This window comes from Streptomyces sporangiiformans (genome assembly GCF_005768555.2).
In the GTDB taxonomy this organism is placed as follows: Bacteria; Actinomycetota; Actinomycetes; order Streptomycetales; family Streptomycetaceae; genus Streptomyces; species Streptomyces sporangiiformans.
In genome coordinates this window covers 21,015-47,258 of record NZ_VCHX02000352.1, presented here as the reverse complement: position 1 = coordinate 47,258, position 26,244 = coordinate 21,015, and the positions used below count along the sequence as shown (strand labels likewise).

The following is a 26,244-nucleotide window of genomic DNA, read 5'->3' as shown; positions in this document are numbered from 1 at the left end:
CGTGCGGGCCGAGATTACGCGTTTCGTGAGACCTCGTCATATCCCGGCCCAGCTGAAGTTCCGTAGGCCCCATTGACGCGCAAGCGCTTCGATTTTACGGTCCCGTTCGAAGTTACGTGCGATATTCGATATGTCGAACAAAGGCGGGGTAGTGGGACAACCTGACCTGAATCGCAGACAACTCCTGGGCGGCCTGGGCGGGTTGGCCGTTGCCGGGAGCTTAGGTTTCGCCGCGGTGGGGACGGGCGCCGACGCCCTCGCCTCCGGCGCGGGGACGCGGGTGCGCTACTGGAACCTCTTCAGCGGGGGCGACGGCGCCAACATGATCGCGATGCTGGACGCCTTCCGTAAGGCGAACCCCGGCATCGACGTGAAGGACTCCACGCTTCGGTGGGGCAATCCGTACTACACCAAGCTGGCCATGGCGGCCGCCGGCGACCGCGCCCCCGAACTGGGGGTGACGCACCTCGGCCGACTCGCCGGCTTCGCGCCCGAGCGGCTTCTGGATCCCTTCGACAGGGAGATCCTCGCCCGATACGGGGTGAGGGAAGAGGACTTCGACCCGGCACTGTGGAAACGGTCCGTCATCGACGGCAAGCTGTACGCCCTGCCCCTCGACATCCACCCTCAGCTGAACTTCTACCGCAAGGACGTCTGCGAGAAGGCCGGGCTGATCGGTGACGACGGCAACCTCGTCCCGCTCACCTCCACCGACGACTGGTTCGACGCGCTGAAGGCCGCCAAGAAAGCCGTCAGGAGGGGAATCCAGACGGTCGGCGTGCACGCCTCCGACCAGAACTTCGCCTGGTGGTTCTTCATGTCCTTCTACGCCCAGGCGGGCGGCACCTACTACGACTCCGGCCTCACCGACGTCACCTTCGACACCGACAAGGCCACCGAGGTCCTGGAGTTCCTGCGCCGGCACATCACCGACGGCTACAACGTCCCGGGCGCCCCCGACGCCGAGCACTTCATCAACGGCGGTGCCTTCGTCTGGGAGGGCGGGTGGTCCGTGCCGGTCTACTCCGGACCCAAGCTCGACTACGGTGCCACCCCGCTGCCGGCCCTCTTCGGCAAGCCCGCGACCCAGGCGGAGTCGCACGCCTTCGTCCTGCCCCGCCAGGCCGAACGCGGCGGCGCCGGCAACGAGGCCGCCCACCGACTGGCCGCACACATCGTCCTGCACGCCGTCGACTGGGCGGGCGGCGGCCACATCCCCGCCCACCTGCCGACCCTCTCCGACCCGGCGTACCAGAAGCTCCGGCCGCAGTCCGAGTACGCCTCCGCGATGGACCACATGGCACTCGAACCCGAGGCCTGGTTCTCGGGTTCCAGCGGCACTCTCTCCCAGCGCATCGGCCCCGTGGTCGTCGCCGCCAACCTCGGCTCGGTGAAACCCGAAGCGGTGGCCCGCCGAATGCGCCGAGTCCTGGAAGGGCTCCTGGAGATGAGGAACCCGATGGGAGGCGGCGCGGCATGACCACCCTCGACACCACGGCCGTCCCCGGCGCCGTACGCTCCGTGGCCGCGGTCGCGGAGGACGGCAACCGGGCCCGGCTCGGTCGTATGCTCCAGCACGGCGGCTGGTTCGTCGCCCCGTTCCTGCTCCTGTACGCGCTCTTCGTTCTCGTCCCCATCCTGCGCGGCCTGTGGCTGAGCCTGACCGACGCCAACATCACCGGTGAGGGCGCGAGCTTCGTCGGCCTGGACAACTACCGCGAGGCGCTCGGCGATCCCCTGATGTGGGAATCTCTCGGCCACAGCGCCTACTTCACGCTCCTCGTGGTGCCCTGCATCGTCGTCGCCGCCTTCCTCCTCGCCATGCTCGCCCACCACATCGAGCACGCCAAGTGGCTCTGGCGGCTGTGCTTCTTCGCCCCGTTCCTGCTGCCGTCCGCCGTCGTCGGCAACATGTGGCGCTGGATGTTCAACCCGGACACCGGACTGATCGACCACATCTTCGGCCTGGAATCGGCCTGGCTCACCCAGAAGTCCACGGCCATGACCGCCGTCGTCATCGCCACCCTGTGGTGGACCGTCGGCTTCAGCTTCCTGCTCTACCTGGCCGCCCTGCAGAACATCCCGCCGCACCTGTACGAGGCCGCCGCCCTGGACGGCGCGAACGCCTGGCACCGCATGATCCGCATCACCCTGCCGATGCTGCGCAACATCACCGGCTTGGTCGTGGCGCTCCAGATCCTCGCCTCGCTCCAGGTCTTCGACCAGGTCGTGGTGATGTACGAGTTCGGTCCGGGGCCGGAGCAATCGACCCGCACGCTGGTCCAGTACACCCTCGAACAGGGCTTCACCAGCTATCGCGTCGGCTATGCCTCCGCGATCTCCATCCTCTTCTTCCTGATCATCGCCATCGTCGCCCTGGGGCGGATGTGGCTGCTGCGCAAGCGTGAGGAGGGCACCCGATGAGTGCCGGCGTCGGAGTACGCAAAAGCTGGAGCCCGAGCCAGATCATCCTCACCGTGGTCGGCGCAGCCGTCTCCGCGGTGATGACGGCCCCGCTCGTGTGGACCCTGTTCACCTCCTTCAAATCGGAGGCCGAAGCCGTCGCCGTGCCGGTCCGGTGGCTCCCCAAGGACTGGACCGCCCAGGCCTGGAAGAACATCTTCGAGACCGGCAACATCACCAACTGGTTCGTGAACTCCCTGGTCGTCTCGATCTGCGTCACCTTCGTCGTCGTACTCGTCAGCGCGCTCGCCGGCTACGGCTTCGCACGCACCGAGTTCCGCGGCAAGAACGCGCTGCTCGGCCTGGTGATGGCGGGCCTGATGATCTCTCCGGCCGTCCTCGGCGTCCCGCTCTTCACGACCGTGCAGTCGATGGGCATGATCGACACGTACTGGGGCATGATCCTGCCGCAGTGCGCGCCCGCGGCCATGGTCTACATCCTCTACAAGTTCTTCCAGGGCATCCCGCGAGAGGTCGAGGAGGCCGCGTTCATCGACGGCGCCGGACGCTGGCGGATCTTCTTCACCATCGTTCTCCCGCTCTCCCGTCCCTCACTCTCCGCCGTCGGGATCTTCACCTTCATCGCGTCGTGGAACAACTTCCTCTGGCCGTACATGGCGACCAACAACCCCGACCTGATGACGATGCCGAACGGCATCGCGACCGTCATGAACTCCTACGGCATCCAGTGGGCCCAGCTCATGGCCGGCGGTCTCATGGCGGGCCTGCCCCTGATCATCGTCTTCGTCTTCTTCCAGCGGCAGATCGTCGCGGGCGTCGCCCACACCGGTCTCGCGGGCCAGTGAAGTCACCGAAGGAGAGTGCCAGTTGAGCAAGTTGAGCCGGTTGATCACGTTGAGACGCTTCGGCCTCGCCACGGCCCTGACCGCCGCCGCCCTGCTCGCCCTCCTCCCCTCCACGGCGCAGGCGGCCGAGTACCCCGACCCCCGGCCGATCACAGGTCAGGAGATCATCCACGACCCGACCGTCCTCCGCCTCAAGAACGGCCAGTACGTCGCCTACTCCACGGGCGGCGTGATCGGAGCCCGCCTGTCCAAGAACCTCAGGCACTGGACCGACGCCGGCAACGCCTTCGCCGAGCCGCCCGCGTGGTGGTACGAGTACAACGACACCGGCGACCCCTGGGCGCCCGACATCTCGTACCGCCACGGCAGGTACTGGCTCTACTACTCGGTCTCCTCCTGGGGCACGAACCATTCCGCGATCGGCGTCGCCACCTCCCGGACCGGCCTGCCCGGAACCTGGACCGACCGCGGCAAGGTCTTCGCCTCCGAGCGGGGCGAGGACTGGAACGCCATCGACCCGGCGATCATCAGGGCGGACGGCAAGCTGTGGATGTCCTTCGGCTCGTACTGGACGGGCATCCGCATGATCGAGCTGAACCCGAAGACGGGCAAGGCGATCCCCGGCGCCACGGTCCACCACCTGGCAACCCGCCCCGACGCGCCGTACGCGGTGGAGGGCCCGTCCATCGTCCGGCACGGTCGCTACTTCTATCTCTTCGCCTCGTACGACGCGTGCTGTGCGGGCGTGAACTCGACGTACAAGATCAGAGTCGGCCGCTCGACCTCGGTGACCGGCCCGTACGTCGACAGCACGGGCAAGCCCCTGCTGGAGGGCGGCGGCGACCTGCTGCTGGCCGGCCACGGCCGGTACGTGGGCCCGGGCGGCGAGTCGGTCTTCAGGCACAAGGGCCGAGACATCCTGGCGTACCACTACTACGACGCAGAGGACTCAGGCACGCCCAAGCTGGGCCTGAACACCCTGAACTGGACAAAGAACGGCTGGCCAAGCGCCGGTTAGGGGCGCGGGGCAGCATCAATGTGCGGCTCCGCCGCGTGGGCGCGACCAGCCACACACGACCCGCAGACAAAACTGCACCCCTCGAAACTGCACCCCTCGAAACTGAACCCCTCGAAAGGAAAAGATGCGCACCGCCCGCTTCACCCTCGATCCCGCCTTCACCATCGGTGAGGTCAACCCGCGTCTCTTCGGCTCCTTCGTCGAGCACCTCGGCCGCTGCGTCTACACCGGCATCTACGAACCCGACCACCCCTCGGCCGACGCCGGAGGCCTCCGTACCGACGTCCTCGAACTCGTCCGCGAGCTCGGCGTGACCACGATCCGCTACCCCGGAGGCAACTTCGTCTCCGGCTACAAGTGGGAGGACTCGGTGGGCCCCGCGGACGAGCGGCCCCGCCGGCTCGACCTCGCCTGGCGGTCCACGGAGACCAACCGCTTCGGGCTCAGCGAGTACATCGCCTTCCTGAAGAAGATCGGCCCGCAGGCCGAGCCGATGATGGCCCTCAACCTGGGCACCCGGGGGGTCGCGGAGGCGCTGGAACTCCAGGAGTACGCCAACCACCCCTCCGGCACGGCCCTGTCGGACCTCCGCGCGGCCCACGGCGACAAGGACCCCTTCGGGATCAGGCTGTGGTGCCTCGGAAACGAGATGGACGGTCCCTGGCAGACCGGGCACAAGACCGCCGAGGAATACGGCCGCGTCGCCGCCGAGACCGCCCGGGCCATGCGGCAGATCGACCCGTCCGTCGAACTGGTCGCCTGCGGGTCCTCCAGCCAGGGCATGCCCACCTTCGCCGCGTGGGAGGCGACCGTCCTGGCGGAGACGTACGACCTCGTCGACCACATCTCCCTGCACGCCTACTACGAGCCCCAGGACGGCGACGTCGACTCCTTCCTCGCCTCCGCCGTCGACATGGAGTCCTTCATCGAGAACGTCGTCGCGACCTGCGACCACGTGGGCGCGAAGCTGAAGTCCAAGAAGAAGATCAACCTGTCCTTCGACGAGTGGAACGTCTGGTACACGTCGGAGTGGCACGCGATCGAGGACTCCTCCGCGCGGGACTGGCCGCAGGCGCCCCGTCTGCTGGAGAACAACTACAGCGTCATGGACGCGGTCGTCTTCGGCTCCCTGCTCATCGCGCTGCTGCGGCACGCGGACCGGGTGACCGTCGCCTGCCTCGCCCAACTCGTCAACGTCATCGCGCCGATCCTCACGGAGCCGGGCGGTCCGGCCTGGCGGCAGACGACGTTCTTCCCGTTCGCGCAGGCCTCCCGGTACGGGCGTGGGCAGGTCCTCGACGTCCGCGTGGACTCGCCGACGTACGAGACGAAGAAGTACGGCGAGACGGACCTGCTGCACGCCACGGCCGTGCGCGCCGAGGACGGTTCGGTGACGGTGTTCGCGGTCAACCGCAGCCGGACGGAGCGGCTTCCGCTCGAAGTCGCGCTGAATGGCCTGGAGTTGACCTCGGTTCTGGAGCACTCCGCACTGGCGGACACCGATCCCGAGGCCCGCAACACCCTCGACACCCCGGACCGCGTCACCCCGCACCCCGTCACGGACACCACCCTCCACGACGGCACGCTCAGCGGCGTCCTGGAGCCGCTTTCCTGGAACGTGATCCGCCTGGTGTGACGGTCACAGGACGACAGGGCGCCAAATGGGCTGGAACATCAGCCCCTTTGGCCCGCCCCGGACTGTGATGCGTCTTCACATCGCCTTCAACGTCTTCTCACCTTGATCGCCTACCCTCGTCCGGGAATTCCTACTGAACCGGTAGGCAAGCTAGGGAATGAGGGGACAGACGCGTATGCGCACGCTGGTACTGCTCGCACTGGCGGGCCTGGGGGCCCAGTTGGTGGACGGCAGCCTTGGCATGGCCTACGGCGTGACCTCGACCACCCTGCTGCTCGCCCTGGGTACCAACCCGGCCGCGGCCTCGGCCACGGTCCACCTCGCCGAGATCGGTACGACCCTGATGTCCGGGGCCGCGCACTGGCGCTTCGGGAACGTGGACTGGAAGGTCGTCGCCAGGATCGGCGTGCCCGGCGCCCTTGGAGCGTTCCTCGGCGCGACCGTCCTGTCCCGGCTGTCCACCGGGGTCGCCGAGCCGGTGATGTCGCTGATCCTGCTCGGGCTCGGCCTGTACGTCATGTCCCGGTTCACGTTCCGCGGTATGCCCAAGGGCAACCTCGGCAAGCCGCTCGGCAAACGGTTCCTGTCGCCGCTCGGGCTGGTCGCCGGGTTCCTGGACGCGACGGGCGGGGGCGGCTGGGGCCCGGTCGGTACCCCGGCCCTGCTGGCCAGCGGTCGCATGGAACCCCGCAAGGTGATCGGCTCGATCGACACCAGCGAGTTCATGGTCGCGATCGCCGCCAGCCTCGGCTTCCTCCTCTCCCTCGGCTCACAGGGCCTCGACTGGGCCTGGGTCGCCGCCTTCCTCCTCGGTGGGCTGATCGCCGCCCCGATAGCCGCCTGGCTGGTACGCCTCGTCCCGCCGCGCGTGCTCGGCTCCGCGGTCGGCGGCGTCATCATCGTGACCAACGTCAATACGCTCCTGAAGAGCGACTGGATCGCCGTGTCCAGCGCGCTGAGCACCCCCGTCTACGTCCTGCTGTACGCGCTGTGGGCCGCCGCCCTGGCCTACTCGATCCGCGCCCACCGCAAGGAGAGGGCGACGGAAGAGGCGGCCGAGGTGGCGGAGCCGGTCGCCGTCTAGATCGCGCGAAAGCTTGCGCGAACCGTTGACGCGGAAGCGCTTCGACTCTACGGTCCGTCCGAAGTTACGGGCATAGTTCGGAATTTCGGACAACTCAAGGACGGGCCGTGAACGATGTACGACATGAACCACGCCTGACCAGACGGAAGTTACTCGCCGCCACCGGAGGACTGGCGCTGGGCGCGGCGGGCTGCGCCGCACCCTCCTTCGGTGCCGAGGGGAGGACTCGGCTGCGCTACTGGCACCTCTTCGGCGGTGGCGACGGGGCCAACATGACCGCGCTGGTCGACGCGTTCGCCAAGGAGCACCCGGGGATCGACCTGGAGGCGACCCAGCTCCAATGGGGCACTCCGTACTACACGAAGCTGAGCATGGCAGGGGCCGGCGGGCGGGCGCCCGAGGTGGCGGTCCTCCACCTGGCCAGGCTCGCGGGCTTCGGCCCCGGGCGGCTCCTCGACCCGTTCGACCTGGACCGGCTCCGGGAACTGGGCGTCGGGAGCAGCCAGTTCCCCGAGGCCATCTGGAAGCGCGGCACGGTCGACGGGAAGCAGTACGCCATCCCCTTCGACACCCACCCCATGGTGCTCTACTACAACACCGACGTCTGCGAGAAGGCCGGGCTGCTCGGCGACGGCGGGAAGCTCCGGACCATCGGCAGCGCCCGGGAGTTCACGGACGCCCTGCGCGCGGCGAAGAAGGCCACGGGCGCACCCGGGCTGACCGCCGAGACGACGGGCCCCGACTGTGTCACGCCCTGGCGCCTGTTCGCCACCTTCTACTCGCAGCTGGGCGGCACGGTCCTGTCCGCGGACGGCAGACGCCTCGCGCTCGACGACGCCAAGGCCCTGGAGATCCTTGAGTTCATGGCCTCGCTCACCGAGGACGGCCTGATGGTCCGCCGCGTCGACTACCCAGGCTCCATCGGGGTGTTCAACGCCGGCAAGACCGCCTTCCACCTCAACGGCGAGTGGGAGGTGTCCACCTTCGCCACCAGCAAGCTGCCGTTCTCCATGACCCGCGTACCCGGGCTCTTCGGGCGCCCCGCCGCCCAGGCCGACTGCCACTCCTTCGTGCTCCCGCATCAGGACGGCCGCTCGGACGCGGCGACCGAGGCCGTCCACACCTTCGTCGCCTGGATGCTCAAGCACTCCGTTGACTGGGCCAAGGGCGGCCACGTACCCGCGTATCTGCCGACTCTGGAGGAACCGGCCTATCTGAAGCTGGAGCCGCAGTCCGAGTACCGCTCGGTCATCGACGACGTGGTCCTCGACCAGCCCGCCTGGTTCGCGGGCTCGGCCTCGCCGATGTGGATCCAGCTGGGCGCGGTCTTCTCGGGCGTCCTCACCGGATCGCGCACGCCGCGAGGCGCCCTGAGCGCGGCGAAGAAGAGACTGCGGAAGCTGCTCGACACGCCCGATCCGCTTGGCAGCGATTCACTCGGCAGCGCAGGAGGTGCCGCGTGACCACGACGACGACCGCGACCTCCGTCCCGGTCTCGGCGGACAAACCGGCGGCCCGGCCCGTCGGCATCCGCCGTAAGTGGACCGAGCACGGCTTGATGTTCATCGGCCCCTTCTTCCTCGCCTACGCCCTCTTCCTCCTCTGGCCGCTGGTCTCCGGCATCGGCATGAGCCTGCGCAGCGACAACATCACCGGTGAGGGAGGGGAGTTCATCGGCTTCGACAACTACGCGGAGGCCTTCCGGGACCCGGGCGTCTGGTCGTCACTGTGGAACACGATCTGGTTCACGATCCTGTCGACGGTGCCGCTGGTGGTGACGGGCCTGGTCATGGCGCTGCTCTCGCACCACCTGCGGTTCGTCCAATGGCTGTGGCGGCTCTCGTGGTTCGCGCCCTTCCTCCTGCCGTCGGGCGTGATCGGTCTGCTGTTCCTCTGGGTGATCTTCCCCTCGGACTTCGGCTTCGCGGACCAGCTGCTCGCCGCCTTCGGCCTGCACCCGGGCATCGGCTGGCTGACGGACGAGCGCTACGCGATGCTCTCGATCGTCCTCGCCACGGTCTGGTGGACGGTCGGTTTCAACTTCCTTCTCTACCTGGCGGCGTTGCAGTCCATCCCCCGACACCTCTACGAGGCGGCGGAGTTGGACGGCGCGGGGGCTTGGCACAGGTTGCGGCACGTGACCCTCCCGCTGCTGAAGCGCACCACGGGACTGGTCCTGATCCTCCAGATCCTGGCCTCCCTGAAGATCTTCGACCAGGTGTACATCATGACGGGCGGTGGCCCCGACGACTCGACCCGCCCGATCCTCCAGTACGTCTACCAGTCCGGGTTCACCGGCTACCGCATCGGCTACGCGTCGGCCGTCTCGTACATCTTCTTCGCACTGATCGTGGTCGTTTCACTGGTGCAGCTGCGGCTGTCCCGCCGGAGTGGGGAGGCAGCGAAGTGAGCGTGCTGACGTCAACCGACGAGGGACGCAAGGTCCGCTGGACACCGGGCCGCTGGGTGATGCTGGCCGGTGCCCTGATCCTAGCGGTGGTGTGGATTCTCCCCCTGGCCTGGACCGTGGCGACGTCCCTCAAACCGGAGGGCGAGGCAACGAAGACGCCCCTGCGCTGGATCGGCTCGCACCTCACCCTGGACGCGTACCGGAAGGTCTGGGAAGCGGGGGACATCGGCCGCTGGATGTTCAACACGGCGTACATCTCGGTGATGACCACCATCCTGACGGTCCTGCTCTGCGCGATGGCGGCGTACGGCTTCTCCCGCACGGAGTTCCGCGGCCGCAAGATCCTGTACGCCGTCGTCCTCGCCGGAATCATGGTTCCGCCCCAGGTCCTGATGGCCCCGCTGTTCGCCGAGATGGTCCAACTCGGCCTGGTCGACACCTACTGGGGTGTGATCCTGCCCCAAGTCGCCGCCCCGGCCATGGTGTTCATCCTGGTCAAGTTCTTCGACGGCGTTCCCCGCGAACTGGAGGAGGCGGCCTTCGTCGACGGCGCCGGCCGCTGGCGGGTGTTCTGGACGATCGTGATGCCACTGTCCCGCCCGGTGCTGGCCGCTGTGGGTATCTTCACCTTCATCTCCACCTGGAACAACTTCCTCTGGCCGTTCCTGGTGACCACCGACCCGGGCGGCATGACCCTTCCGGTGGGCCTGGTCAACGTCCAGACCTCCTACGGCCTGCGCTACGAGCAGATGATGGCGTCGGTCGTCATCGCGGGCCTGCCGCTGCTGATCGTCTTCGTACTGTTCCAGCGGCAGATCGTGCGGGGGGTGGCGCACACGGGCTTGTCGGGGCAGTGAGGGGCAAGGCCCGGGACTCCAGCTCTGGTCCCGGGCCGTCGACGCTGCTTTCGGCTCGGTCCTCGGCTCAGGTGCTGTCGATGCCGACGGTGAGCGTGGCCTTGTAGCCGTCCGACACGCTGGAGCCCAGTGCCGTCAGCGTCAGCAGACCGGAGGAGGCGCCGCCGTCGTCGTAGATGCTGTCGTCGGCGAGGGCGGTCTCGGGGGTGGTGTTGGCCGAGTACGGGGAGGTCGCCTGGATCTCCTCGTTGATGTCCGGGTCGAAGAACAGCTGGCCGGTGTGGATGATCTCGCCACCGGTGTACGAGTCGTCGGTGAGCGTGACGTCCGTGTGGACGCGCATATGGACGTGGACGGCGCGGGAGACGTAGTGGCCGGGCCAGATCGAGGTGATGCCGCACTGGCCGTTCTGATCTCGACCAGGGCGTCCGCGAGCGGGGCGCAGTCGTTCGCGATGTCGACGACCGTGAAGGTGTACCGGACCTCGAAGCCCTATTTGTCCTCCCTGATGTCCTCGCGGACGAGGGCGCCTTCGAGGGAGTACGGGCCCTCGGTGACCTCGGCGTTGAGAACGCACACGCTGCTGGTGGCGGAGGTCGACGCCTTGGTCTGTTTCTTCCTGGTGCTCGGTTCGGCGGCTGCGAGCCCGGCCGCCGCCAGCCCGCCGGTCACGGCGATGGTGCCGCCGCCGATCAGCACACGGCGTCGCTGGACGCTCTTGTCCCGGCGGTGCCTGCCGGACACGGTGGTGTCGGAGTACGCCTCGGGGGCGTTGCCGTGGGGAGTGGTGTTCTCGGTCATGGGCCAAGAACGTAGGGGCGTATCTGAGGAAAGCCTTGGTGCGCGGCTGTGCGGAAGCTGAGGACCTACCGCCCAACGTCCCCTGCTTCCACCGGAGTTGGGGCACATTCCGCATGCCGTCGCGAGCCTGCCCGGCCCCGGACGCGCCGGATACCTTTGGTCTCATGGCTGGCGAGGTATTCAGGAATCCCCGGCTCGCCGCGATCTACGACCCGCTCGACCCCGACCGAAGCGATCTCGACGCGTACGTCCGCGTCGTGGAGGAGTTCGGGGCGCGCCGGGTGCTGGACATCGGCTGCGGGACGGGCGTGTTCGCGCTTTCGCTGGCCGGCCGGGGGATCGAGGTCGTCGGTGTTGATCCGGCCGCCGCGTCCCTCGATGTGGCCCGGGCCAAGCCGGGTGGCGACCGGGTGCGCTGGATCCATGGTGATGCTACGGCGCTCCCGCCGCTGCGGGTCGACCTCGCGACCATGACGGCGAACGCCGCCCAGGAGATCACCGACTCCGAGGCGTGGCGGATGACCCTGCGAGGGGCTTACGAAGCGCTGCGGCCGGGCGGGCGTTTCGTGTTCGAGACCCGGGATCCCGCGCAGCGCGCCTGGGAGGAGTGGAACCGTGACGCCTCGTACGGCGTGGTGGAGATTCCGGGCGTCGGCGCGGTCGAGAGCTGGGTCGACCTGGTCGAGGTCAGTGAGCCGCTGGTGAGTTTCCGCTGGACTTATGTGTTCGCCGCGGACGGGCAGGTACTGACCTCGGATTCGACGCTGCGTTCTCGCGAGCGGGCGGAGATCGAGGCGGAGTTGACCGCGCAGGGGTACGTGGTGGACGACGTGCGCGACGCCCCCGACCGGCCGGGCCGGGAGTTCGTCTTCGTCGCCCTGCGGCCGGAGGGGGAGTAGCCCGCTGCAGGTGATCGCTCCAGGCTCTCGTTGCCGGGCGCCGGCCTCATGCCACCGCCGTAGGTGCCAGTGCGCGCAGTTCGCGCAGGGCGGCCGCGACGGCCGGTCGTTCGTGGCCGCCGCTGCGGGTGCAGGTGAGGAGCTTGCGGTGCGGGTCGGCGGTGCAGCGTACGCGGCTGATCGGCAGGTGCGGTGTCAGATGGGCGAGGCGGGGGATCAGGGCGACGCCCAGGCCGTTGGCGACCAGATGGGCCATGACGTTCCAGTCCATCGCGTGGTGGACGACATCGGGCGTGAAGCCGGCCGCGCCGCACGCCGAAAGGACGTGCGGACGGCAGGGGCTGTTCGGCACCGGGGCGATCCAGTCCTCGCGGGCGGCGTCCCTGAGATCGACGTGGGTACGCCCCGCCAGCCGGTGCGTGTCGGGGACGACCAGGTCGAACGGGTCGTCCAGGAGCGGCTGTTGGTCGAAGCGGGCGTCACTGAGCGGCGGGTTGTGCGGGGTGGCCTCGACGACGGCGAGATCGATCTCGCCCTCGAAGAGCAGATCGAAACTCTCGGTCACCTCCGCCTCATGGATCCGGACGCAGAGTTTTGGGTGGCGTTCCCGCAGGTGTGCCGCCATCGGGGCGAGCAGGACCGAGATGGCCACGGGGAAGCCGCTCGTCCGCAGCAGCCCGGCGGGGTCGGTGTGGTCGGCCCGCAGATCGAGTTCGGCCCGCTCCCAGTGGGCCTGGATCGCGTCGGCATGCGTCAGCAGGCTCTGCGCGGCCGGGGTGAGCCGTACGCCGCGCCCCTGCGGCTCCAGCAGGTCGACGCCCAGGTCGCGGGCGAGCTGCCGGATCTGCTGAGAGGCGGCGGACGGGGTGAAGTGCAGGGCACGGGCGGCGGCGGTGACCGTTCCGTAGTGGTCGACCGCCCGGAGGACATGCAACCGGCGTAGGTCAATCATGAAGCCCACGCTTCAAGGTGAGGTCCAGGAAGTCAACCTGGACGTACACAAAGGCGTCGGTACACCCTGGCTGTGTCGCGACCGTCCATCCAGCCGTTTCCGGATGTATCCCCTTACATACCTGCATGCACAGGAGGAGTCGCAGATGACCAGCACAGCCGACGGCAGGGCCCGCGGCGCGACCGGCGACGTATGCCCGCACTGCGGTTGGCCGGACCGCGCGGAGCCCTTCCAGGTGGTGTCCCGGCACACCACCGCGGCGGGCAGCACGGTGTGGACCCGCTGCGGGTGCGGTTCGCTTCAAGTGCGTGTCGTGGACGTCACCGGCATGCGCATCGTCTCGCGCAGCCGCCCCGCCGACCCGGGCAGGCGCACGTCCAGGGCGGCAAGTCAGCTTTGCGACAGGTGAGTTGTCGAACGCGATTCGACGACCGGCGTGCTGGAAGGTGCTGCGCGAACCGTTGACGCGCAAGGGGTTCGATTCTACGGTCCCGTTCGAAGTCATGACCGGCGTTCAAAATGCCGAACGTGACCGAACGGGCTGTTCCCCCCCCACGCCCCCACGCAAGGAGGCTCCGCGTGCGCCGCACCTCCCGAAGAACCACTCTTCTCGCCGTCCCCGCGGCCATCCTGCTCGCGCTCGTCCCGAGCTCGGCGTCCGCATATCCGAACCCGGGCACCGTCACCGGCTCGACCGTGGTCCACGACCCGACGATGCTGCGCACTTCGTCGGGCCAGTACCTGCTGTACGCCACCGGCGGAGGCATCAGCAACCGCACCTCCACCGACCGCATCGCCTTCAGCGGCGGCGCCGACGCGTTCTCCTCGCGGCCCAGCTGGTGGTCGCGGTACTCCTCCGTGCCGGAGGCCTGGGCGCCCGACCTCTCGTACCACGGCGGCAAGTACCTGCTGTACTACTCGGTCTCGTCCTTCGGCTCGCAGAACTCGGCCATCGGGCTGGCGACTTCGAGCACCGGCCGGCCGGGCAGCTGGACCGACCAGGGCATCGTCCACACCTCGAGCGCGTCGAACGACTACAACGCCATCGACCCGAACCTCTTCGTGGACGACGACGGCAAGTGGTGGCTGTCCTTCGGCAGTTGGTGGACCGGGATCAAGATGATCCAGATCAATCCGTCGACCGGGAAGCAGCTCTCGTCCAACACCACCCGCTACTCGCTGGCGTCGCGCCCCACCGGGACCAAGGCCGTCGAGGCCCCGTACATCGTCAAACGGGGCGGCTACTACTACCTGTTCGCCTCGTACGACACATGCTGCGCCGGCACGAGCTCCACCTACAAGGTGAAGGTCGGCCGGGCGACCGGCGTCACCGGGCCGTACCGCGACAAGAACGGCGTCGCGATGATGAACAACGGTGGTACGCCCGTGCTGGAGTCGCACGGCCGGTACATCGGCCCCGGCGGACAGTCGATCATGAACGATGTGGACGGCGACCTGATCGTCTACCACTACTACGACGGCCAGGACAACGGAACTCCGAAGCTCGGTGTCAACCTTCTGAACTGGAGCAGCGGATGGCCCGTCGCCTACTGACCCTGCGGTCGGCACGTCCACCGGCTACGCCGTCACGGGGCCGGCCCCCGGCCTGACCGCGGTCGCCGGGCCGCGCCCACAGTTCGGTCCCGGCCCCATCCCCGCGCAGGCCCGCGTGTTCTTCCCCCACTCCTCGCGGGCCTGCGCACCCCCCACACCCACGGAAGGGACATCCGTATGCGCCCCACCATGAGCCGACGCCGTTTCATCGCCCTCTCCGGCGCCGGAGCCACCGCCCTCGCCCTGGGCATCCCGGCCCTGACCGCCACGGCCGCCGAGACCTCACCGATCGGTTTCGGCGCGGGCACGACGGGAGGCGGCAACGCCACCCCCGTCACCGTCAGCACACTCGCGGCGTTCAAGGCGGCCGTCACCACAAACGCGGCCAAGGTGGTCCGGGTCTCCGGACTGATCACGCTGAGCGGACAGGTCGACATCGGCTCCAACACCACGGTGCTGGGCGTCGGTTCGTCGTCCGGCTTCACCGGCGGCGGGCTGCGCCTGAAGGAGGTGTCGAACGTCGTCGTACGCAACCTCAACATCAGCAAACCGCTCGCGCCCTCGGACGGCATCACCGTCCAGGAGTCCACGAAGGTGTGGATCGACCACAACTCCTTCTCGGCGGACCGCGACCACGACAAGGACTACTACGACGGTCTGCTCGACATCAACCACGGGTCCGACTTCGTCACGGTGTCCTGGAACATCTTCCGGGACCACTTCAAGGGCTCACTCGTCGGCCACAGCGACAACAACGCGGGCGAGGACACCGGCCATCTGCGCGTGACGTACCACCACAACCACTTCAGCAACATCTACTCGCGCATCCCGAGTCTGCGCTTCGGCACCGGCCACTTCTACGACAACTACGTGGCCGGCGCCGACACCGCCGTGCACTCCCGGATGGGCGCCCAGGTCCTCGTGGAGAACAACGTGTTCCGGTCGACCAAGGTCGCCGTGACGACGAACCGCAGCAGCGACGTCGACGGGTACGCGGTGCTGCGCGGCAACGACCTCGGCGGTGCCGCCACGGAGATCTCACAGGCGGGCAGCTTCACCTCCCCGCCGTACAGCTACTCGGCGGAACCGGCCTCCTCCGTGATCGCCTCGGTGACGGCGGGAGCCGGGGCCGGGAAGATCTAGGCGAGGCCCCCGACGGACGGGTCGGCGGCGGGTGCCGGTGGTCAGCCGGCGCGGTTGCCCGCCGCGGCGTCCGGCCACGCGGTGCCCTGGGACAGACCCGGTCCGGAGGCCGCCGCCGGCCAGCCGGTGGCCTGGGGCATCGGCTGTGGGCCTGGCTGGGCCACGGGAGTCAGCCCGGCTGCTTGCTGCTGCTGCGCCTGGGCGGACATCGGCGTCAGCCAGGGTTGCTGCTCGGGCTGTCCCTGGGCCACCGGGGCCAGCCCGGCTTGCTGCTGACCTTGGTTCATGGAGGCGAAACCGGCGGCTTGCTGTTGGTCTTGCGCCACGGGTGCGAGCCCGGCGGCTTGCTGCTGGCCGTAGGCGGCGGGTGCGAGTCCGGCGGCCTGCTGCTGGCCCTGCGCCGAGGCGGGCAGCATCCCCCGGGCCTGGGCCGCGGTCATTCCCTGCCCCCGGGACTGGGGGGCCGTCATCCCCCGGGCCTGGGCCGCGGTCATCCCCTGCCCCTGACCCTGCCGGGCTTGGGCCGCGGTCAGCTCCTGCGGCTGCCGGGCCTGGGCCGCGGCGGCCAGCCCCTGCGTTCCTTGTCCGTTGGTCGAGCTGACCAGTCGGTCCACGGCCGCCGTACCCGAGCTGTAGGTGTTACCCCCAGCCGGTTCGGGCACGGCGGCTCCCCTCCTGGACCCGTAGAGAACCGACTCCAGGCCGGACACCAGGCGACGCACGTCCACCTGGGGCCGGACCACGAGCCGCAGGAAGCGACTGGACGAGCCGATCTTGTTGCCGCACTCGCGGACCAGGATCCGGTGCTCGGTGAGCAGCCGATCCCGGACCACGGTGCCCTCGGCGCCCACGGGGAGGCGCACGAAGAGGAAGTTGCCCTGCGACGGATACACCGTCAGACCGGGCAGTTGGGAGAGCTGGCGGGCCATGTCCAGCCGGTCACGGCGGACCTGGTGCAGGCTCTCCATGTACTCGGCGCCGTGGTCCCGGAGCATGAACACCACGGTCTCCGCGAAGGAGTTGAGGTTCCACTTGGGCAGCATGGAGCGGATCCTGCCCGCGAGACTCGGGTTGGCCACGAGGTAGCCGAAGCGCACGCCGTGCAGACCGAAGTTCTTGCCGAGGCTGCGCAGCACGATCACGTTGGGGCGCATCACCGCGTCCTCGACGACGCTCGGTTCGGCCTCCGCGTCGGCGAACTCCAGGAACGACTCGTCGATGACGATCAGATCCAGATCGGCGAGGGCGTCGCAGAAGGCGTTGATCGTCTGGCGCGGCAGAAAGCCGCCGTCGGGGTTGTTCGGGTTGCAGATGACGGCGACCCGGCTGCCCCGGGAGCGGATGAACTGGATGTACTGGGCCGGGTCGAGTGCGAAGCCGTTGCTCTCCTGGAGCGGGAACATGTCGACGCGCTTGCCGGTCTCCATCGGCTGGTCGGTCCAGCGGCCGAAGGTGGGGACGGGGATGGCGAGGGACTCGCGTACCAGTAAGTGGTCGATCCAGGTGATGAGTTCGGTGGACCCGTTGCCCATGGCGACACACTGCGGGGGCAGTTGGAGCAGATTGCACAGCTCGCCGGTGATGGTGTCCGCGCTGCTGGGATAGAAGGTGATGATGTCGCGCAGCCGATGCGACAGCTCGTCGAACATCGCCGGGGTCGGAAAGTACGGATTGCACGGGATGCAGAAGTCCAGCGGACCCGCCTCCCCGCTCTCGCGTGCCAGCGCGGCCATCGACGGGCTGTGCGCGCCGCTGCGGAAAAGCGAGGTGACATTGTCGGCCATGGACCCTCCGTCCGTGGGGGCGGCCCGCATGGGGATGCGCGGGCCGCCTCTTCATACGAACGGAAATGTGGCTGTGTTCAACCCATGGGAGAACTGAGGAGATTGACGTTCCCCATCGGGTTTCAGACGCCGAAGGAGTGGATCGTCGTCGAGCGGTACGTCTCACCGGGCCGCAGCACGGTGGACGGGAACGACGGCTGGTTCGGCGAGTCCGGGAAGTGCTGGGTCTCCAGGCACAGCGCGTCGCCCTGACGGTAGAGGTGGCCGCCGGTGCCGACGAGCGTGCCGTCGAGGAAGTTCCCGGAGTAGAACTGCACCCCCGGCTCGGTCGTCGCGATCTTGAGCGTGCGGCCCGATGACGGGTCGCGCAGCGTCGCGATGTGCTCGGGCTCCGCCGTGACGCCCTTGTCCAGGACCCAGTTGTGGTCGAAGCCCTGGCTGTACACCAGTTGCTGGTCCGCCTCGCGGATGTCCTCGCCGATGGACTTCGTACGGCGGAAGTCGAAGGGGGTGCCCGCGACCTCGGCCGGCTCACCGGTGGGGATCAGGCCCGAGTCGACCGGGGTGTACCGGGACGCGGCGATCTCCAGCTCGTGGTCGTACACCGAGCCGTTGCCCTCGCCCGCGAGGTTCCAGTACACGTGGCTGGTGAGGTTGACGACCGTGGCCTTGTCGGTGGTGGCCTCGTAGTCGATGCGCCAGTCGCCGTGCCGGGTGAGGGTGTACGTGACCTTGGTCCGCAGCGTGCCGGGGTAGCCCATCTCGCCGTCGGCGCTGGTGTGACGCAGGATCAGGCCGACGTCCGAGCCGGAGGTGAAGGCCTCCAAGTCCCAGACGTGCTTGTCGAAGCCCTGGGCCCCGCCGTGCAGGCTGTTGTCGCCGTCGTTGACGTTCACCCGGTACGCCTCGCCGTCCAGCGTGAACGCGCCGCCGGCCATACGGTTTCCGTACCGGCCGATCAGCGCGCCGAAGTACGGGCTGGAGGCGACGTAGTCCTCGATGGCGGCGAAGCCCAGGGACACGTTCGCGTGGCGGCCGCGGGTGTCGGGGATCTCCAGGGACTGCGCGATCCCCCCGTACGACAGGACTTTCAGACGCGTCCCGCCGTTCTCCAGCGACCAGCGGTGGATCTCCGTCCCGTCGGCGAGCTTGCCGAAGAGCTCCTTCACGGCTGCCTCCCGTGGCGTGCACACATGCGTACGGGGGCCCTTTCGGGCCCCCGTACGACCTATGGGTTTCTTACGAACCGACCTTGCGCTTGTTCCACACGTCGAAGCCGACCGCCGCGAGCAGCACCAGGCCCTTGATGACCTGCTGCCAGTCGGTGCCGACGCCGACGAGGTTCATGCCGTTGTTCAGCACACCCAGGACCAGGCCGCCGATGATGGCGCCGAGGACCGTGCCGACGCCACCGCTCATCGACGCACCGCCGATGAACGAGGCGGCGATCGCCTCCAGTTCGAAGTTGAGGCCGGCCTTGGGCGAGGCCGCGTTGAAGCGGGCCGCGAAGACCAGACCCGCCAGGGCCGCCATCATGCCCATGTTCAGGAAGACCAGGAAGGTGACCTTCTTGTCCTTCACACCGGACAGCTTGGCCGCGGGCAGGTTGCCGCCGATCGCGTACACGTGGCGGCCGATGACGACGTTGCGCATGACATAGCCGAAGCCGACGACCAGGACGCCGAGGATCAGCAGGACCACCGGGGCGCCCTTGTAGCTGGCGAGCAGCATCGTGACGGTGAGAAGGGCGGCGATCAGCGCGACGAGCTTGAGCAGGAAGAGCTTGACCGGGGGCACATCGAGGGAGAACTCCTGCTGCCGCCTGCGGTCGCGGACCTCCTGGATCACCACGAACGCGATCAGGCCGAAGCCGAGCAGCAGCGTGAGGTTGTGGTAGTTGGTGTTCGGACCGACCTCGGGCAGGAAGCCGTTGGAGACCTTCTGCAGCCCGTCCGGGAACGGGCCGAGCGTCTGGCCCTTCAGGAAGATCTCCGTCAGACCGCGGAAGAGCAGCATTCCGGCGAGGGTGACGATGAAGGACGGTATCCCCAGATACGCGATGAAGAAGCCCTGCATCGCGCCCGCGGCCGCGCCCAGCACCAGGCACAGGACCACGGCCAGGGGCCAGGCCATGTCGTGGTTGACCATCAGTACCGCGGCGATCGATCCGACGAACGCGGTGAGCGAGCCGACCGACAGGTCGATATGGCCCGCGATGATGACCAGCATCATGCCGATCGCGAGGATCAGGATGTAGCTGTTCTGCAGCACGAGGTTGGAGACGTTGCGAGGCAGGATCAGGTCGCCGTTGGTCCACACGGCGAACAGGGCCACGATCAGGCCGAGCGCGATCAGCATGCCGTACTGCCGCATGTTGCGGCGCATGCCTTCCAGCATCAGCTTCAGCAGACCGTCGTCCGCGGCCGATCCGCTCTTGCCGGGCGGCGCGCCGGCCGGCGTCTTGGCGGTCACATCCGTGCTCATCGTGTTACCTCTTTGTCCTTCGTCATCTGACGCATCAGCGCTTCCTGAGAAGCCTCGGCCCGCGAGAACTCACCCGTCAGCCGTCCCGCGGCCATCGTGTAGATGCGGTCGCACATTCCGAGCAGCTCGGGCAGCTCGGACGAGATGAAGACGACCGCCTTGCCCTCGGCAGCCAACTTGTCGATGACCGTGTAGATCTCGAACTTGGCACCCACATCGATGCCGCGTGTCGGTTCGTCCAGGATCAGCACGTCCGGACCCGCGAAGATCCACTTGCTGAGGACGACCTTCTGCTGGTTGCCGCCGGACAGCTTGCCCACCGGCTCGAAGACCGTCGGCGCCTTGATGTTCATGGACTTGCGGAAGCCCTCGGCGACCTGGCGCTCCTCGTGCTCGTCGACGATCCCGCGCTTCGCGACCTTCTTCAGGGAGCTCAGCGAGATGTTGCGGTTGATCGTGTCGATGAGGTTGAGCCCGTAGTGCTTGCGGTCCTCGGTGACGTACGCGATGCCGTGCTTGACCGCCTCCGGGACGGTCTTCGTACGGATCTCCTTGCCGTCCTTGAGGACCGTGCCGCCCGCGTACCGGCCGTAGGTGCGCCCGAAGACACTCATCGCGAGCTCGGTGCGGCCCGCGCCCATCAGTCCCGCGATCCCGACGATCTCCCCGCGCCGCACGGTGAGTGACACATCGTCGACCACCTTGCGCTGCTGGTCGATCGGGTGGTGCACGGTCCAGTCGCGGATCTCCAGGGCGGGTGCGACGCCCTCCTCCGGTTGGTGCGGCGTCCGCTCCGGGAAGCGGTGTTCCAGGTCGCGGCCGACCATCCCGCTGATGATCCGGTCCTCGGTGGTCTCCGCGGCCTTGACGTCGAGCGTCTCGATGGTGCGCCCGTCGCGGAGGATCGTCACCGAGTCGGCGACCTTGCGGATCTCGTTGAGCTTGTGGGAGATGATGATCGAGGTGATGCCCTGCTTCTTCAGCTCCAGGATGAGGTCCAGGAGCTTGCCGCTGTCCTCGTCGTTGAGGGCGGCGGTCGGCTCATCCAGGATGAGCAGCTTCACCTTCTTCGACAGCGCCTTCGCGATCTCCACGAGCTGCTGCTTGCCCACGCCGATGTCGGCGACGCGGGTGTCGGGGTGCTCGCTCAGTCCGACCCGCCGCAGCAGTTCGGACCCGTGCTTCAGCGTCTCGCTCCAGCTGATGAGCCCGCGCGTGGCGTGCTCGTTGCCGAGGAAGATGTTCTCCGCGATGGAGAGAAACGGCACCAGTGCCAGTTCCTGGTGGATGATCACAATGCCGTGCTGCTCGCTCGCCCGGATGTCCTTGAAGCTGCAGACCTCTCCCTCGAAGAGGATCTCCCCTTCGTAGGTGCCGTGCGGGTGGACGCCGGAGAGGACCTTCATCAAGGTCGACTTGCCGGCGCCGTTCTCCCCACAGATGGCGTGGACCTCGCCCTGCTGGACGGTCAGTGTGACGTCCGACAGCGCTTTTACGCCGGGAAAGGTCTTGACGATCGAGCGCATTTCCAGGACGGGTCCCGCCATGGTCGTGCCTTCCAATCCTTAGAAAACGGCGGTTACTTCAGGTCGCTTTCCTTGATGTAACCCGAGTCGACGACGACCTCCTTGTAGTTGGTCTTGTCGACGCTGACCGGGTCGAGCAGGTAGGCGGGCACGACCTTCGCACCGTTGTCGTAGGTCTTGGTGTCGTTCGTCTCGGGCTTCTTGTCGTTCAGCACGGAGTCGACCATGTTGGTGGCGACGTCGGCGAGCTTGCGGGTGTCCTTGTAGACGGTCTGCGTCTGCTGGCCCGCGATGATCGACTTCACCGAGGCGACCTCGGCGTCCTGGCCGGTGACGATCGGCAGCGGCTTGCTCTTGGAGCCGTAGTCGTCGGACTTCAGCGCCGAGAGGATACCGATGGAGATGCCGTCGTACGGCGAGAGCACCGCGTCGACGCGGTCGCTCTTGTACGCGGAGGTCAGCAGGTCGTCCATGCGCTTCTGGGCGGTGCCGCCGTCCCAGCGCAGGGTGGTGACCTGGTTCAGCTTGGTCTGGCCCGACTTGACCACCAGCTGCTTCTTGTCGATGTACGGCTGCAGGACGTTCATCGCGCCCTGGAAGAAGTACTTGGTGTTGTTGTCGTCGTTCGAGCCGGCGAAGAGCTCGACGTTGAACGGGCCCTTCTTGCTGCCGTCCTTCAGGCCGAGCTTGTCGACGATGTAGCCGCCCTGCAGCTCGCCGACCTTCTCGTTGTCGAACGAGGCGTAGTAGTCGACGTTCTCGGTGCCGAGGATCAGGCGGTCGTAGGAGATCACCGGGATGTTGGCGTCGGCGGCCTGCTGGAGGACGTTGTCCAGCGACTTGTTGTCGATCGCGGCGATGATCAGCGCGCTGACGCCCTGGGTGATCAGGTTCTCGATCTGCGAGACCTGCTGGTCCGGGTCGTCCTCGCCGTACACCAGCTTCGTCTTGTAGCCCTTGGCCTTCAGGCCCTTGACGACGTTGGCGCCATCGGCGATCCACCGCTCGGAGGACTTGGTGGGCATGGCGATGCCGACGGTGGAGCCCTTGGCGTCGCCCTTGTTCTCCTCGCTGCCGCCCTCGCTGTTCTGCCCGCAGGCGGACAGGGTGAGGGCGAGGCTGGCGGTCGCGGCTATGGCGGCGAGGGCGCTTCTGCGGTTGCGCATGATCAACTTCCTTGGTAAGTCGGGGGGTGGAGCTCTGCCTGAACTAGGCGATGACGCTCTGGGGGCGAAGCAAGGAAAAACCGGAAAGAGGTCGTGTCGGATTGTGTCCGGCTGTGTGGTCTTGTGTGAAGAGGGTTTAGCCGGAACGTTATGAGGGAATTGCGAATCGGTTCAGCTTGCCGGGCATTCTCGACCCCAGCGGAGCCATGTCGCCGTCCGCCCCGTGCCGCGCGAGCAGGTCCAGAGCGAGACGTCCACGCCGCACCCGCTCCCGGGCGGTGCTCAGGGTGAGGTCCCGCATGTGAGCACCGTACGGGTAGATCCCGGGAGCCTTGGACAGACCGAACTTCAGGTAGAGCGGTGCGCCGCGCCGGATCAGCTCGGCGACCTCGTACATCCGCACATAACCGCCGAGATCGTCGGGGGCCTCGATGTACATGTCCATGGGGGCCGCGCTGGTTCTGCGGATCTCCGTCAGGTGATCGAGAGTCAGATCGCTGGGCACGTTGATGGAGTCGCCGCCGAGCTGTTCGTATACGGCGTACGCGGCCGGGTTGACGGGGCCGATCAGCGCGGAGACCTTGAGCGTCGTGTCGGCGGGGATGATCCCGGCCTCGCGCGCGCGGTGCAGGGTCCACAGCACGCCCTCGTCGGCCACCAGCAGGCACTTGACGCCCAGCTCCGTGGCCCTGATGGCGTCCTCGACGCAGCCGGCCACCGCGTCGTGGCCACGGGCGCGCAGACCGCCGCCCCGGGAGTCGGTACGGGTCGAACCGCCGATGTCCCAGGTGCCGCGCGGGCCCGTGAAGAGGCAGAGCTCGATGTCACGCTCGCCGGTGGCCTCGACCATCTCGGTGATCTCGGCGTCGGTCAGCATCCAGACACCGCTGCCCTGGCTGATCCGGTGGATCGGCACATCGAGCCGCGAGGCCTCCTTGAGGACCACGGCCAGCGCCTCCGGCCCCTCGCACGAAGGGATCTCGGTGCGCCAGCGGCCGCCCTCGGGGAACGTGTGCGGCGAGGCGTCGGCGGGGGAGAGGTCGGGCGCGCTCAGGCCGAGCGCGGCGAGCGGCTGCTCACCGGGTCGACGGGCTGCCGTAGCGGAGGCGTCGGTCACAACTGTCCTTCTTCGCGTTCGATGTTTCGGACGGAGTTCGTGTCGGTGGATGTACGCCGGTACGGAGTGTCAGGGTCTCCGTACCGGCGTACGGCTTGGGGGCGGGGCGGGCGCCGATGGCGCTACGGCCGCATCAGGACCTTGCCGACCGCCGGATCGCCGGAGCCGACCAGCTCGATGGCGTGCGCGAACTCCTCCAGCGGCAGCTCGTGGGTGACCAGGGGCAGCGGATCCAGCAGGCCGGCACCGAACACCCGCACCGTGTGCGCCCAGGCCTCCGGCGGCGCACCGAACACGGTGTGCACCTCCAGCTGCCGTACGACGAGATCAGTGGGGTCGAGTCCGTCGGCACCCGCGGCGGGGATACCGGTGAGGACGAGCCGCCCGCCGCGCCTGAGCAGGGAGGCGGCGGTGTTAGCGGCGGACGCCGAACCGGCGGTCTCGATGACGACGTCGAAGTCGTCCGGCAGCTCCTGGTCCCGGGTACGGAAGTCGGTGGCGCCGAAGGTCTTCGAGAGCTCCTCGCGGTCCGGGCGGGTGCCCACCACCAGCAGCTCCGACGGCGAGCCCGCCTTCAGGAACTGAACCGCGAACATCCCGAGCGTCCCCGTGCCCACGACCGCGACCCGCTCACCGGGCCGCGCGTTCGCCTTGAGCGCGGCGGCCGCGATACAGGCGGCGGGCTCCAGGAGCGCCGCCGCCGTCAGGTCGGCGTCGTCCGGGAGGACGTGGAGCAGCCGGGCCGGCAGGGTGAGCGTGGTGGCCATCGCTCCGGGCTGGGTGAAGCCCGTCTCCTCGTAACCGGCCGAGCACAGCGTGGTCTCGCCCGCGTGGCAGCGGTCGCAGACCTGGCAGTTCCGGAAGCCCTCGCCCACCACCTTGCGGCCGACCAGGGACGCCGGAACCCCGGAGCCCACCGCCTCGACCGTCCCGGACCACTCGTGCCCGGGCGTGAGCGGGTAGCGGACGTACCCCTCGGGCCGGTGCCCCTGGTACACCTCACGGTCGCTGCCGCAAATGCCGCTCGCGTGAACCCGTACGAGGGCCTCGCCGGCGGCCGGAGCGGTCGGCTCGTGCGGGACGATCCGGTGCTCGCCCGGCGCGTCGATGACGACCTCGGTGCTCACTGCGATCCCTTCGGCTTGCGCTGCTCCCAGCCGTCCGCCCACAGGTCGAAGCGGGCCTGCTGCTGCGGGAACTCCGCGGCGGCGTCCGTGTCCAGCTCGACGCCGAGGCCGGGCGCGTCCGAGAGGTGGAAGTAACCGTCGACGACCTGGGGCGCGCCCTTGACCACCTTCTTGATCTCCGCGTCCGCGAAGTCGTTGAAGTGCTCCAGGATCTTGAAGTTCGGGGAGCTGAAACCGACCTGGAGGGAGGCGGCGGTCAGGACCGGCCCGCCGACGTTGTGCGGCGCGACGAGCATGTAGTGGGTCTCGGCGGTGGCGGCCAGCTTCCTGGTCTCCCAGATACCGCCGATGTGACCGACGTCGGGCTGAATGATGTCCACGGCCTGGCTCTCGAAGAGCTCGCGGAACTCGATGCGATCGTGAATACGCTCACCGGTGGCGAGCGGCATGTCGACCTTCGCGGCCACCTTCTCCAGGGCCTTGAGGTTCTCCGGCGGGACCGGCTCCTCCAGCCACGCGGGCTTGAACGGGGCCAGCTCGTGGGCGAGGCGGACGGCGGTCGCGGGGGAGAACCGGCCGTGCATCTCCAGCATCAGCTCGGCCTCGGGCCCGATGGCGTCCCGTACGGCCTCGATGAGCGAGACGGAGTAGAGGGTGGCCTCGTGGTCGAGCTCGAAGTGCCCGGTACCGAAGGGGTCGATCTTGAGGGCCCGGTAACCGCGCGCGATGACCTCCTGCGCGGCCTTGTGGTACGCCTCGGGGGTCCGCTCCGTGGTGTACCAGCCGTTGGCATAGGCCTTGACCTTGTCGGTGACCTTGCCGCCGAGCAACTGCCAGACCGGGACGCCGAGGGCCTTGCCCTTGATGTCCAGGCACGCCATCTCGATCACGGCGATGCCGGACATGACGATCTCTCCGGCGCGCCCGTAGTCGCCGTACTTCATGCGGCGGACCAGATCCTCGACAGCGAAGGGGTCCGACCCGAGAATGTGGTTGGCCTCTGCCTCGTGCAGATAGCCGAGCAGTGCGTCGGTATGTCCCAGCATGCGGGTCTCACCGACGCCGGTGAGACCCTCGTCGGTGTGTACCTGGACGTAGGTCAGGTTGCGCCATGGCGTCCCTACCACGTGCGTGCTGATTCCCGTGATGCGCACGGCGGTTGCTCCCCTGCTGCTCTTCGGCTCTGTTCGAAATTTCGTCACTCGTTCGAAATGCTGGTCGGACAGTAAGGATGTCGCGGCCGGAGTGTCAATGGGTCGAGCGGTCGAACACGTAACGGTTTCGATGCGATGGGCGCCGGATGGCGCGGAATAGTCCGTACTGTCCTTGCCCCGACCGGTCGGAGCGCGGCCTTCCCTACACAACTTTCACAGCCGCGACTAGGAACGTCACCTGTTCGGAACTTAGCCTTCCGGCG

22 protein-coding genes and 1 pseudogene are annotated in these 26,244 nt (G+C 68.1%); 13 read left to right on the top strand and 10 right to left on the bottom strand.

Annotated elements, in window-relative coordinates; genetic code table 11:
• The first annotated feature begins 151 nt into the window (after window positions 1-151).
• The 9 genes from FGD71_RS46710 to FGD71_RS46670 all read left to right on the top strand — a co-directional run bounded on the left by FGD71_RS46710 (window position 152) and on the right by FGD71_RS46670 (window position 10,274).
• Window positions 152-1,480 carry an extracellular solute-binding protein gene (locus tag FGD71_RS46710; protein WP_119106723.1) on the top strand — a complete coding sequence of 443 codons (1,329 nt, stop codon included), beginning with the start codon at window positions 152-154 and terminating at the stop codon, window positions 1,478-1,480.
• Window positions 1,477-2,424, top strand: a complete 948-nt coding sequence (locus FGD71_RS46705; RefSeq protein ID WP_162931420.1) for a carbohydrate ABC transporter permease — start codon at window positions 1,477-1,479, stop codon at window positions 2,422-2,424. The genes FGD71_RS46710 and FGD71_RS46705 overlap by 4 nt, the downstream gene beginning before the upstream one ends.
• Complete coding sequence (locus FGD71_RS46700) at window positions 2,421-3,269, top strand: carbohydrate ABC transporter permease (RefSeq protein WP_119106722.1); 849 nt, start codon at window positions 2,421-2,423, stop codon at window positions 3,267-3,269. The genes FGD71_RS46705 and FGD71_RS46700 overlap by 4 nt, the downstream gene beginning before the upstream one ends.
• Before the next feature lie 49 nt (window positions 3,270-3,318).
• Entirely contained in the window at window positions 3,319-4,287 is a 969-nt protein-coding gene (locus tag FGD71_RS46695) for an arabinan endo-1,5-alpha-L-arabinosidase (protein ID WP_119106803.1), read from the top strand.
• A 124-nt stretch (window positions 4,288-4,411) separates the two neighbouring features.
• Window positions 4,412-5,923 (top strand): arabinosylfuranosidase ArfA, encoded by a 1,512-nt coding sequence (gene arfA, locus FGD71_RS46690; RefSeq protein ID WP_119106721.1) that lies wholly within the window; start codon window positions 4,412-4,414, stop codon window positions 5,921-5,923.
• 175 nt (window positions 5,924-6,098) lie between these two features.
• On the top strand, window positions 6,099-7,007 hold the full coding sequence (locus FGD71_RS46685) for a sulfite exporter TauE/SafE family protein (RefSeq protein ID WP_119106720.1): 909 nt from the start codon (window positions 6,099-6,101) through the stop codon (window positions 7,005-7,007).
• Window positions 7,008-7,114: 107 nt separating this feature from the next.
• Window positions 7,115-8,470 (top strand): extracellular solute-binding protein, encoded by a 1,356-nt coding sequence (locus FGD71_RS46680; protein WP_162931419.1) that lies wholly within the window; start codon window positions 7,115-7,117, stop codon window positions 8,468-8,470.
• Entirely contained in the window at window positions 8,467-9,417 is a 951-nt protein-coding gene (locus tag FGD71_RS46675) for a carbohydrate ABC transporter permease (RefSeq protein ID WP_119106719.1), read from the top strand. Before FGD71_RS46680 ends, FGD71_RS46675 begins: the two co-directional genes overlap by 4 nt.
• 59 nt (window positions 9,418-9,476) lie before the next feature.
• Complete coding sequence (locus FGD71_RS46670; RefSeq protein WP_240437116.1) at window positions 9,477-10,274, top strand: carbohydrate ABC transporter permease; 798 nt, start codon at window positions 9,477-9,479, stop codon at window positions 10,272-10,274.
• A gap of 67 nt (window positions 10,275-10,341) precedes the next feature.
• On the opposite strand, the pseudogene FGD71_RS50370 reads toward FGD71_RS46670, so the two are convergent.
• Window positions 10,342-11,075 (bottom strand): annotated as a pseudogene (locus tag FGD71_RS50370) (peptidase associated/transthyretin-like domain-containing protein).
• Window positions 11,076-11,239: 164 nt separating this feature from the next.
• On the opposite strand from FGD71_RS50370, the gene FGD71_RS46660 reads away from it, so the two are divergent.
• On the top strand, window positions 11,240-11,974 hold the full coding sequence (locus FGD71_RS46660; protein ID WP_119106717.1) for a class I SAM-dependent methyltransferase: 735 nt from the start codon (window positions 11,240-11,242) through the stop codon (window positions 11,972-11,974).
• Between the two features lie 46 nt (window positions 11,975-12,020).
• On the opposite strand, the gene FGD71_RS46655 is transcribed toward FGD71_RS46660, so the two are convergent.
• Entirely contained in the window at window positions 12,021-12,926 is a 906-nt protein-coding gene (locus tag FGD71_RS46655) for a LysR family transcriptional regulator (RefSeq protein ID WP_119106801.1), read from the bottom strand.
• Window positions 12,927-13,071: 145 nt separating this feature from the next.
• Between FGD71_RS46655 and FGD71_RS46650 the strand changes: the two genes are divergently transcribed.
• The 3 genes from FGD71_RS46650 to FGD71_RS46640 all read left to right on the top strand — a co-directional run bounded on the left by FGD71_RS46650 (window position 13,072) and on the right by FGD71_RS46640 (window position 15,623).
• Complete coding sequence (locus FGD71_RS46650; protein WP_119106716.1) at window positions 13,072-13,335, top strand: hypothetical protein; 264 nt, start codon at window positions 13,072-13,074, stop codon at window positions 13,333-13,335.
• A 110-nt stretch (window positions 13,336-13,445) separates the two neighbouring features.
• Window positions 13,446-14,480 (top strand): arabinan endo-1,5-alpha-L-arabinosidase, encoded by a 1,035-nt coding sequence (locus tag FGD71_RS46645; protein ID WP_181359411.1) that lies wholly within the window; start codon window positions 13,446-13,448, stop codon window positions 14,478-14,480.
• Window positions 14,481-14,669: 189 nt separating this feature from the next.
• Entirely contained in the window at window positions 14,670-15,623 is a 954-nt protein-coding gene (locus tag FGD71_RS46640) for a pectate lyase family protein (RefSeq protein ID WP_240437109.1), read from the top strand.
• A 41-nt stretch (window positions 15,624-15,664) separates the two neighbouring features.
• Here the strand turns inward: FGD71_RS46640 and FGD71_RS46635 are convergent, their stop codons facing one another.
• The 8 genes from FGD71_RS46635 to FGD71_RS46600 form a co-directional block, all read right to left on the bottom strand.
• Window positions 15,665-17,407, bottom strand: a complete 1,743-nt coding sequence (locus tag FGD71_RS46635; RefSeq protein ID WP_119106713.1) for a pyridoxal phosphate-dependent aminotransferase — start codon at window positions 17,405-17,407, stop codon at window positions 15,665-15,667.
• 122 nt (window positions 17,408-17,529) lie between these two features.
• Entirely contained in the window at window positions 17,530-18,639 is a 1,110-nt protein-coding gene (locus FGD71_RS46630) for an aldose epimerase family protein (RefSeq protein WP_119106712.1), read from the bottom strand.
• A gap of 7 nt (window positions 18,640-18,646) precedes the next feature.
• Window positions 18,647-19,891: a multiple monosaccharide ABC transporter permease gene (gene mmsB / locus FGD71_RS46625; RefSeq protein ID WP_119106711.1), complete on the bottom strand. Its 1,245-nt coding sequence runs from the start codon at window positions 19,889-19,891 to the stop codon at window positions 18,647-18,649.
• Window positions 19,888-21,438, bottom strand: coding sequence for a multiple monosaccharide ABC transporter ATP-binding protein (gene mmsA, locus FGD71_RS46620; protein ID WP_119106800.1), 1,551 nt, complete (start codon window positions 21,436-21,438; stop codon window positions 19,888-19,890). The genes mmsB and mmsA overlap by 4 nt, the downstream gene beginning before the upstream one ends.
• A 32-nt stretch (window positions 21,439-21,470) precedes the next feature.
• Window positions 21,471-22,583: a multiple monosaccharide ABC transporter substrate-binding protein gene (chvE, locus tag FGD71_RS46615; protein ID WP_119106710.1), complete on the bottom strand. Its 1,113-nt coding sequence runs from the start codon at window positions 22,581-22,583 to the stop codon at window positions 21,471-21,473.
• Window positions 22,584-22,731: 148 nt separating this feature from the next.
• A complete protein-coding gene (locus FGD71_RS46610) occupies window positions 22,732-23,700 on the bottom strand; it encodes a hypothetical protein (RefSeq protein WP_119106709.1) in 969 nt (322 codons plus the stop codon).
• Between the two features lie 122 nt (window positions 23,701-23,822).
• A complete protein-coding gene (locus FGD71_RS46605; RefSeq protein WP_119106708.1) occupies window positions 23,823-24,827 on the bottom strand; it encodes a zinc-dependent alcohol dehydrogenase in 1,005 nt (334 codons plus the stop codon).
• A complete protein-coding gene (locus FGD71_RS46600; RefSeq protein ID WP_119106707.1) occupies window positions 24,824-25,981 on the bottom strand; it encodes a mandelate racemase/muconate lactonizing enzyme family protein in 1,158 nt (385 codons plus the stop codon). The genes FGD71_RS46605 and FGD71_RS46600 overlap by 4 nt, the downstream gene beginning before the upstream one ends.
• Window positions 25,982-26,244 lie beyond the last annotated feature (263 nt).

What these genes read in the sequence shown, in the direction of transcription:
- FGD71_RS46635 (WP_119106713.1), bottom strand. Translation starts at nt 17,407, where the DNA reads ATGGCCGACAATGTCACCTCGCTTTTCCGCAGCGGCGCGCACAGCCCG.
- FGD71_RS46700 (WP_119106722.1), top strand. Translation starts at nt 2,421, where the DNA reads ATGAGTGCCGGCGTCGGAGTACGCAAAAGCTGGAGCCCGAGCCAGATC.
- arfA (WP_119106721.1), top strand. Translation starts at nt 4,412, where the DNA reads ATGCGCACCGCCCGCTTCACCCTCGATCCCGCCTTCACCATCGGTGAG.
- chvE (WP_119106710.1), bottom strand. Translation starts at nt 22,583, where the DNA reads ATGCGCAACCGCAGAAGCGCCCTCGCCGCCATAGCCGCGACCGCCAGC.
- mmsB (WP_119106711.1), bottom strand. Translation starts at nt 19,891, where the DNA reads ATGAGCACGGATGTGACCGCCAAGACGCCGGCCGGCGCGCCGCCCGGC.
- FGD71_RS46645 (WP_181359411.1), top strand. Translation starts at nt 13,446, where the DNA reads ATGCCGAACGTGACCGAACGGGCTGTTCCCCCCCCACGCCCCCACGCA.
- FGD71_RS46660 (WP_119106717.1), top strand. Translation starts at nt 11,240, where the DNA reads ATGGCTGGCGAGGTATTCAGGAATCCCCGGCTCGCCGCGATCTACGAC.
- FGD71_RS46685 (WP_119106720.1), top strand. Translation starts at nt 6,099, where the DNA reads ATGCGCACGCTGGTACTGCTCGCACTGGCGGGCCTGGGGGCCCAGTTG.
- FGD71_RS46705 (WP_162931420.1), top strand. Translation starts at nt 1,477, where the DNA reads ATGACCACCCTCGACACCACGGCCGTCCCCGGCGCCGTACGCTCCGTG.
- FGD71_RS46670 (WP_240437116.1), top strand. Translation starts at nt 9,477, where the DNA reads ATGCTGGCCGGTGCCCTGATCCTAGCGGTGGTGTGGATTCTCCCCCTG.
- FGD71_RS46655 (WP_119106801.1), bottom strand. Translation starts at nt 12,926, where the DNA reads ATGATTGACCTACGCCGGTTGCATGTCCTCCGGGCGGTCGACCACTAC.
- FGD71_RS46640 (WP_240437109.1), top strand. Translation starts at nt 14,670, where the DNA reads ATGAGCCGACGCCGTTTCATCGCCCTCTCCGGCGCCGGAGCCACCGCC.
- mmsA (WP_119106800.1), bottom strand. Translation starts at nt 21,438, where the DNA reads ATGGCGGGACCCGTCCTGGAAATGCGCTCGATCGTCAAGACCTTTCCC.
- FGD71_RS46650 (WP_119106716.1), top strand. Translation starts at nt 13,072, where the DNA reads ATGACCAGCACAGCCGACGGCAGGGCCCGCGGCGCGACCGGCGACGTA.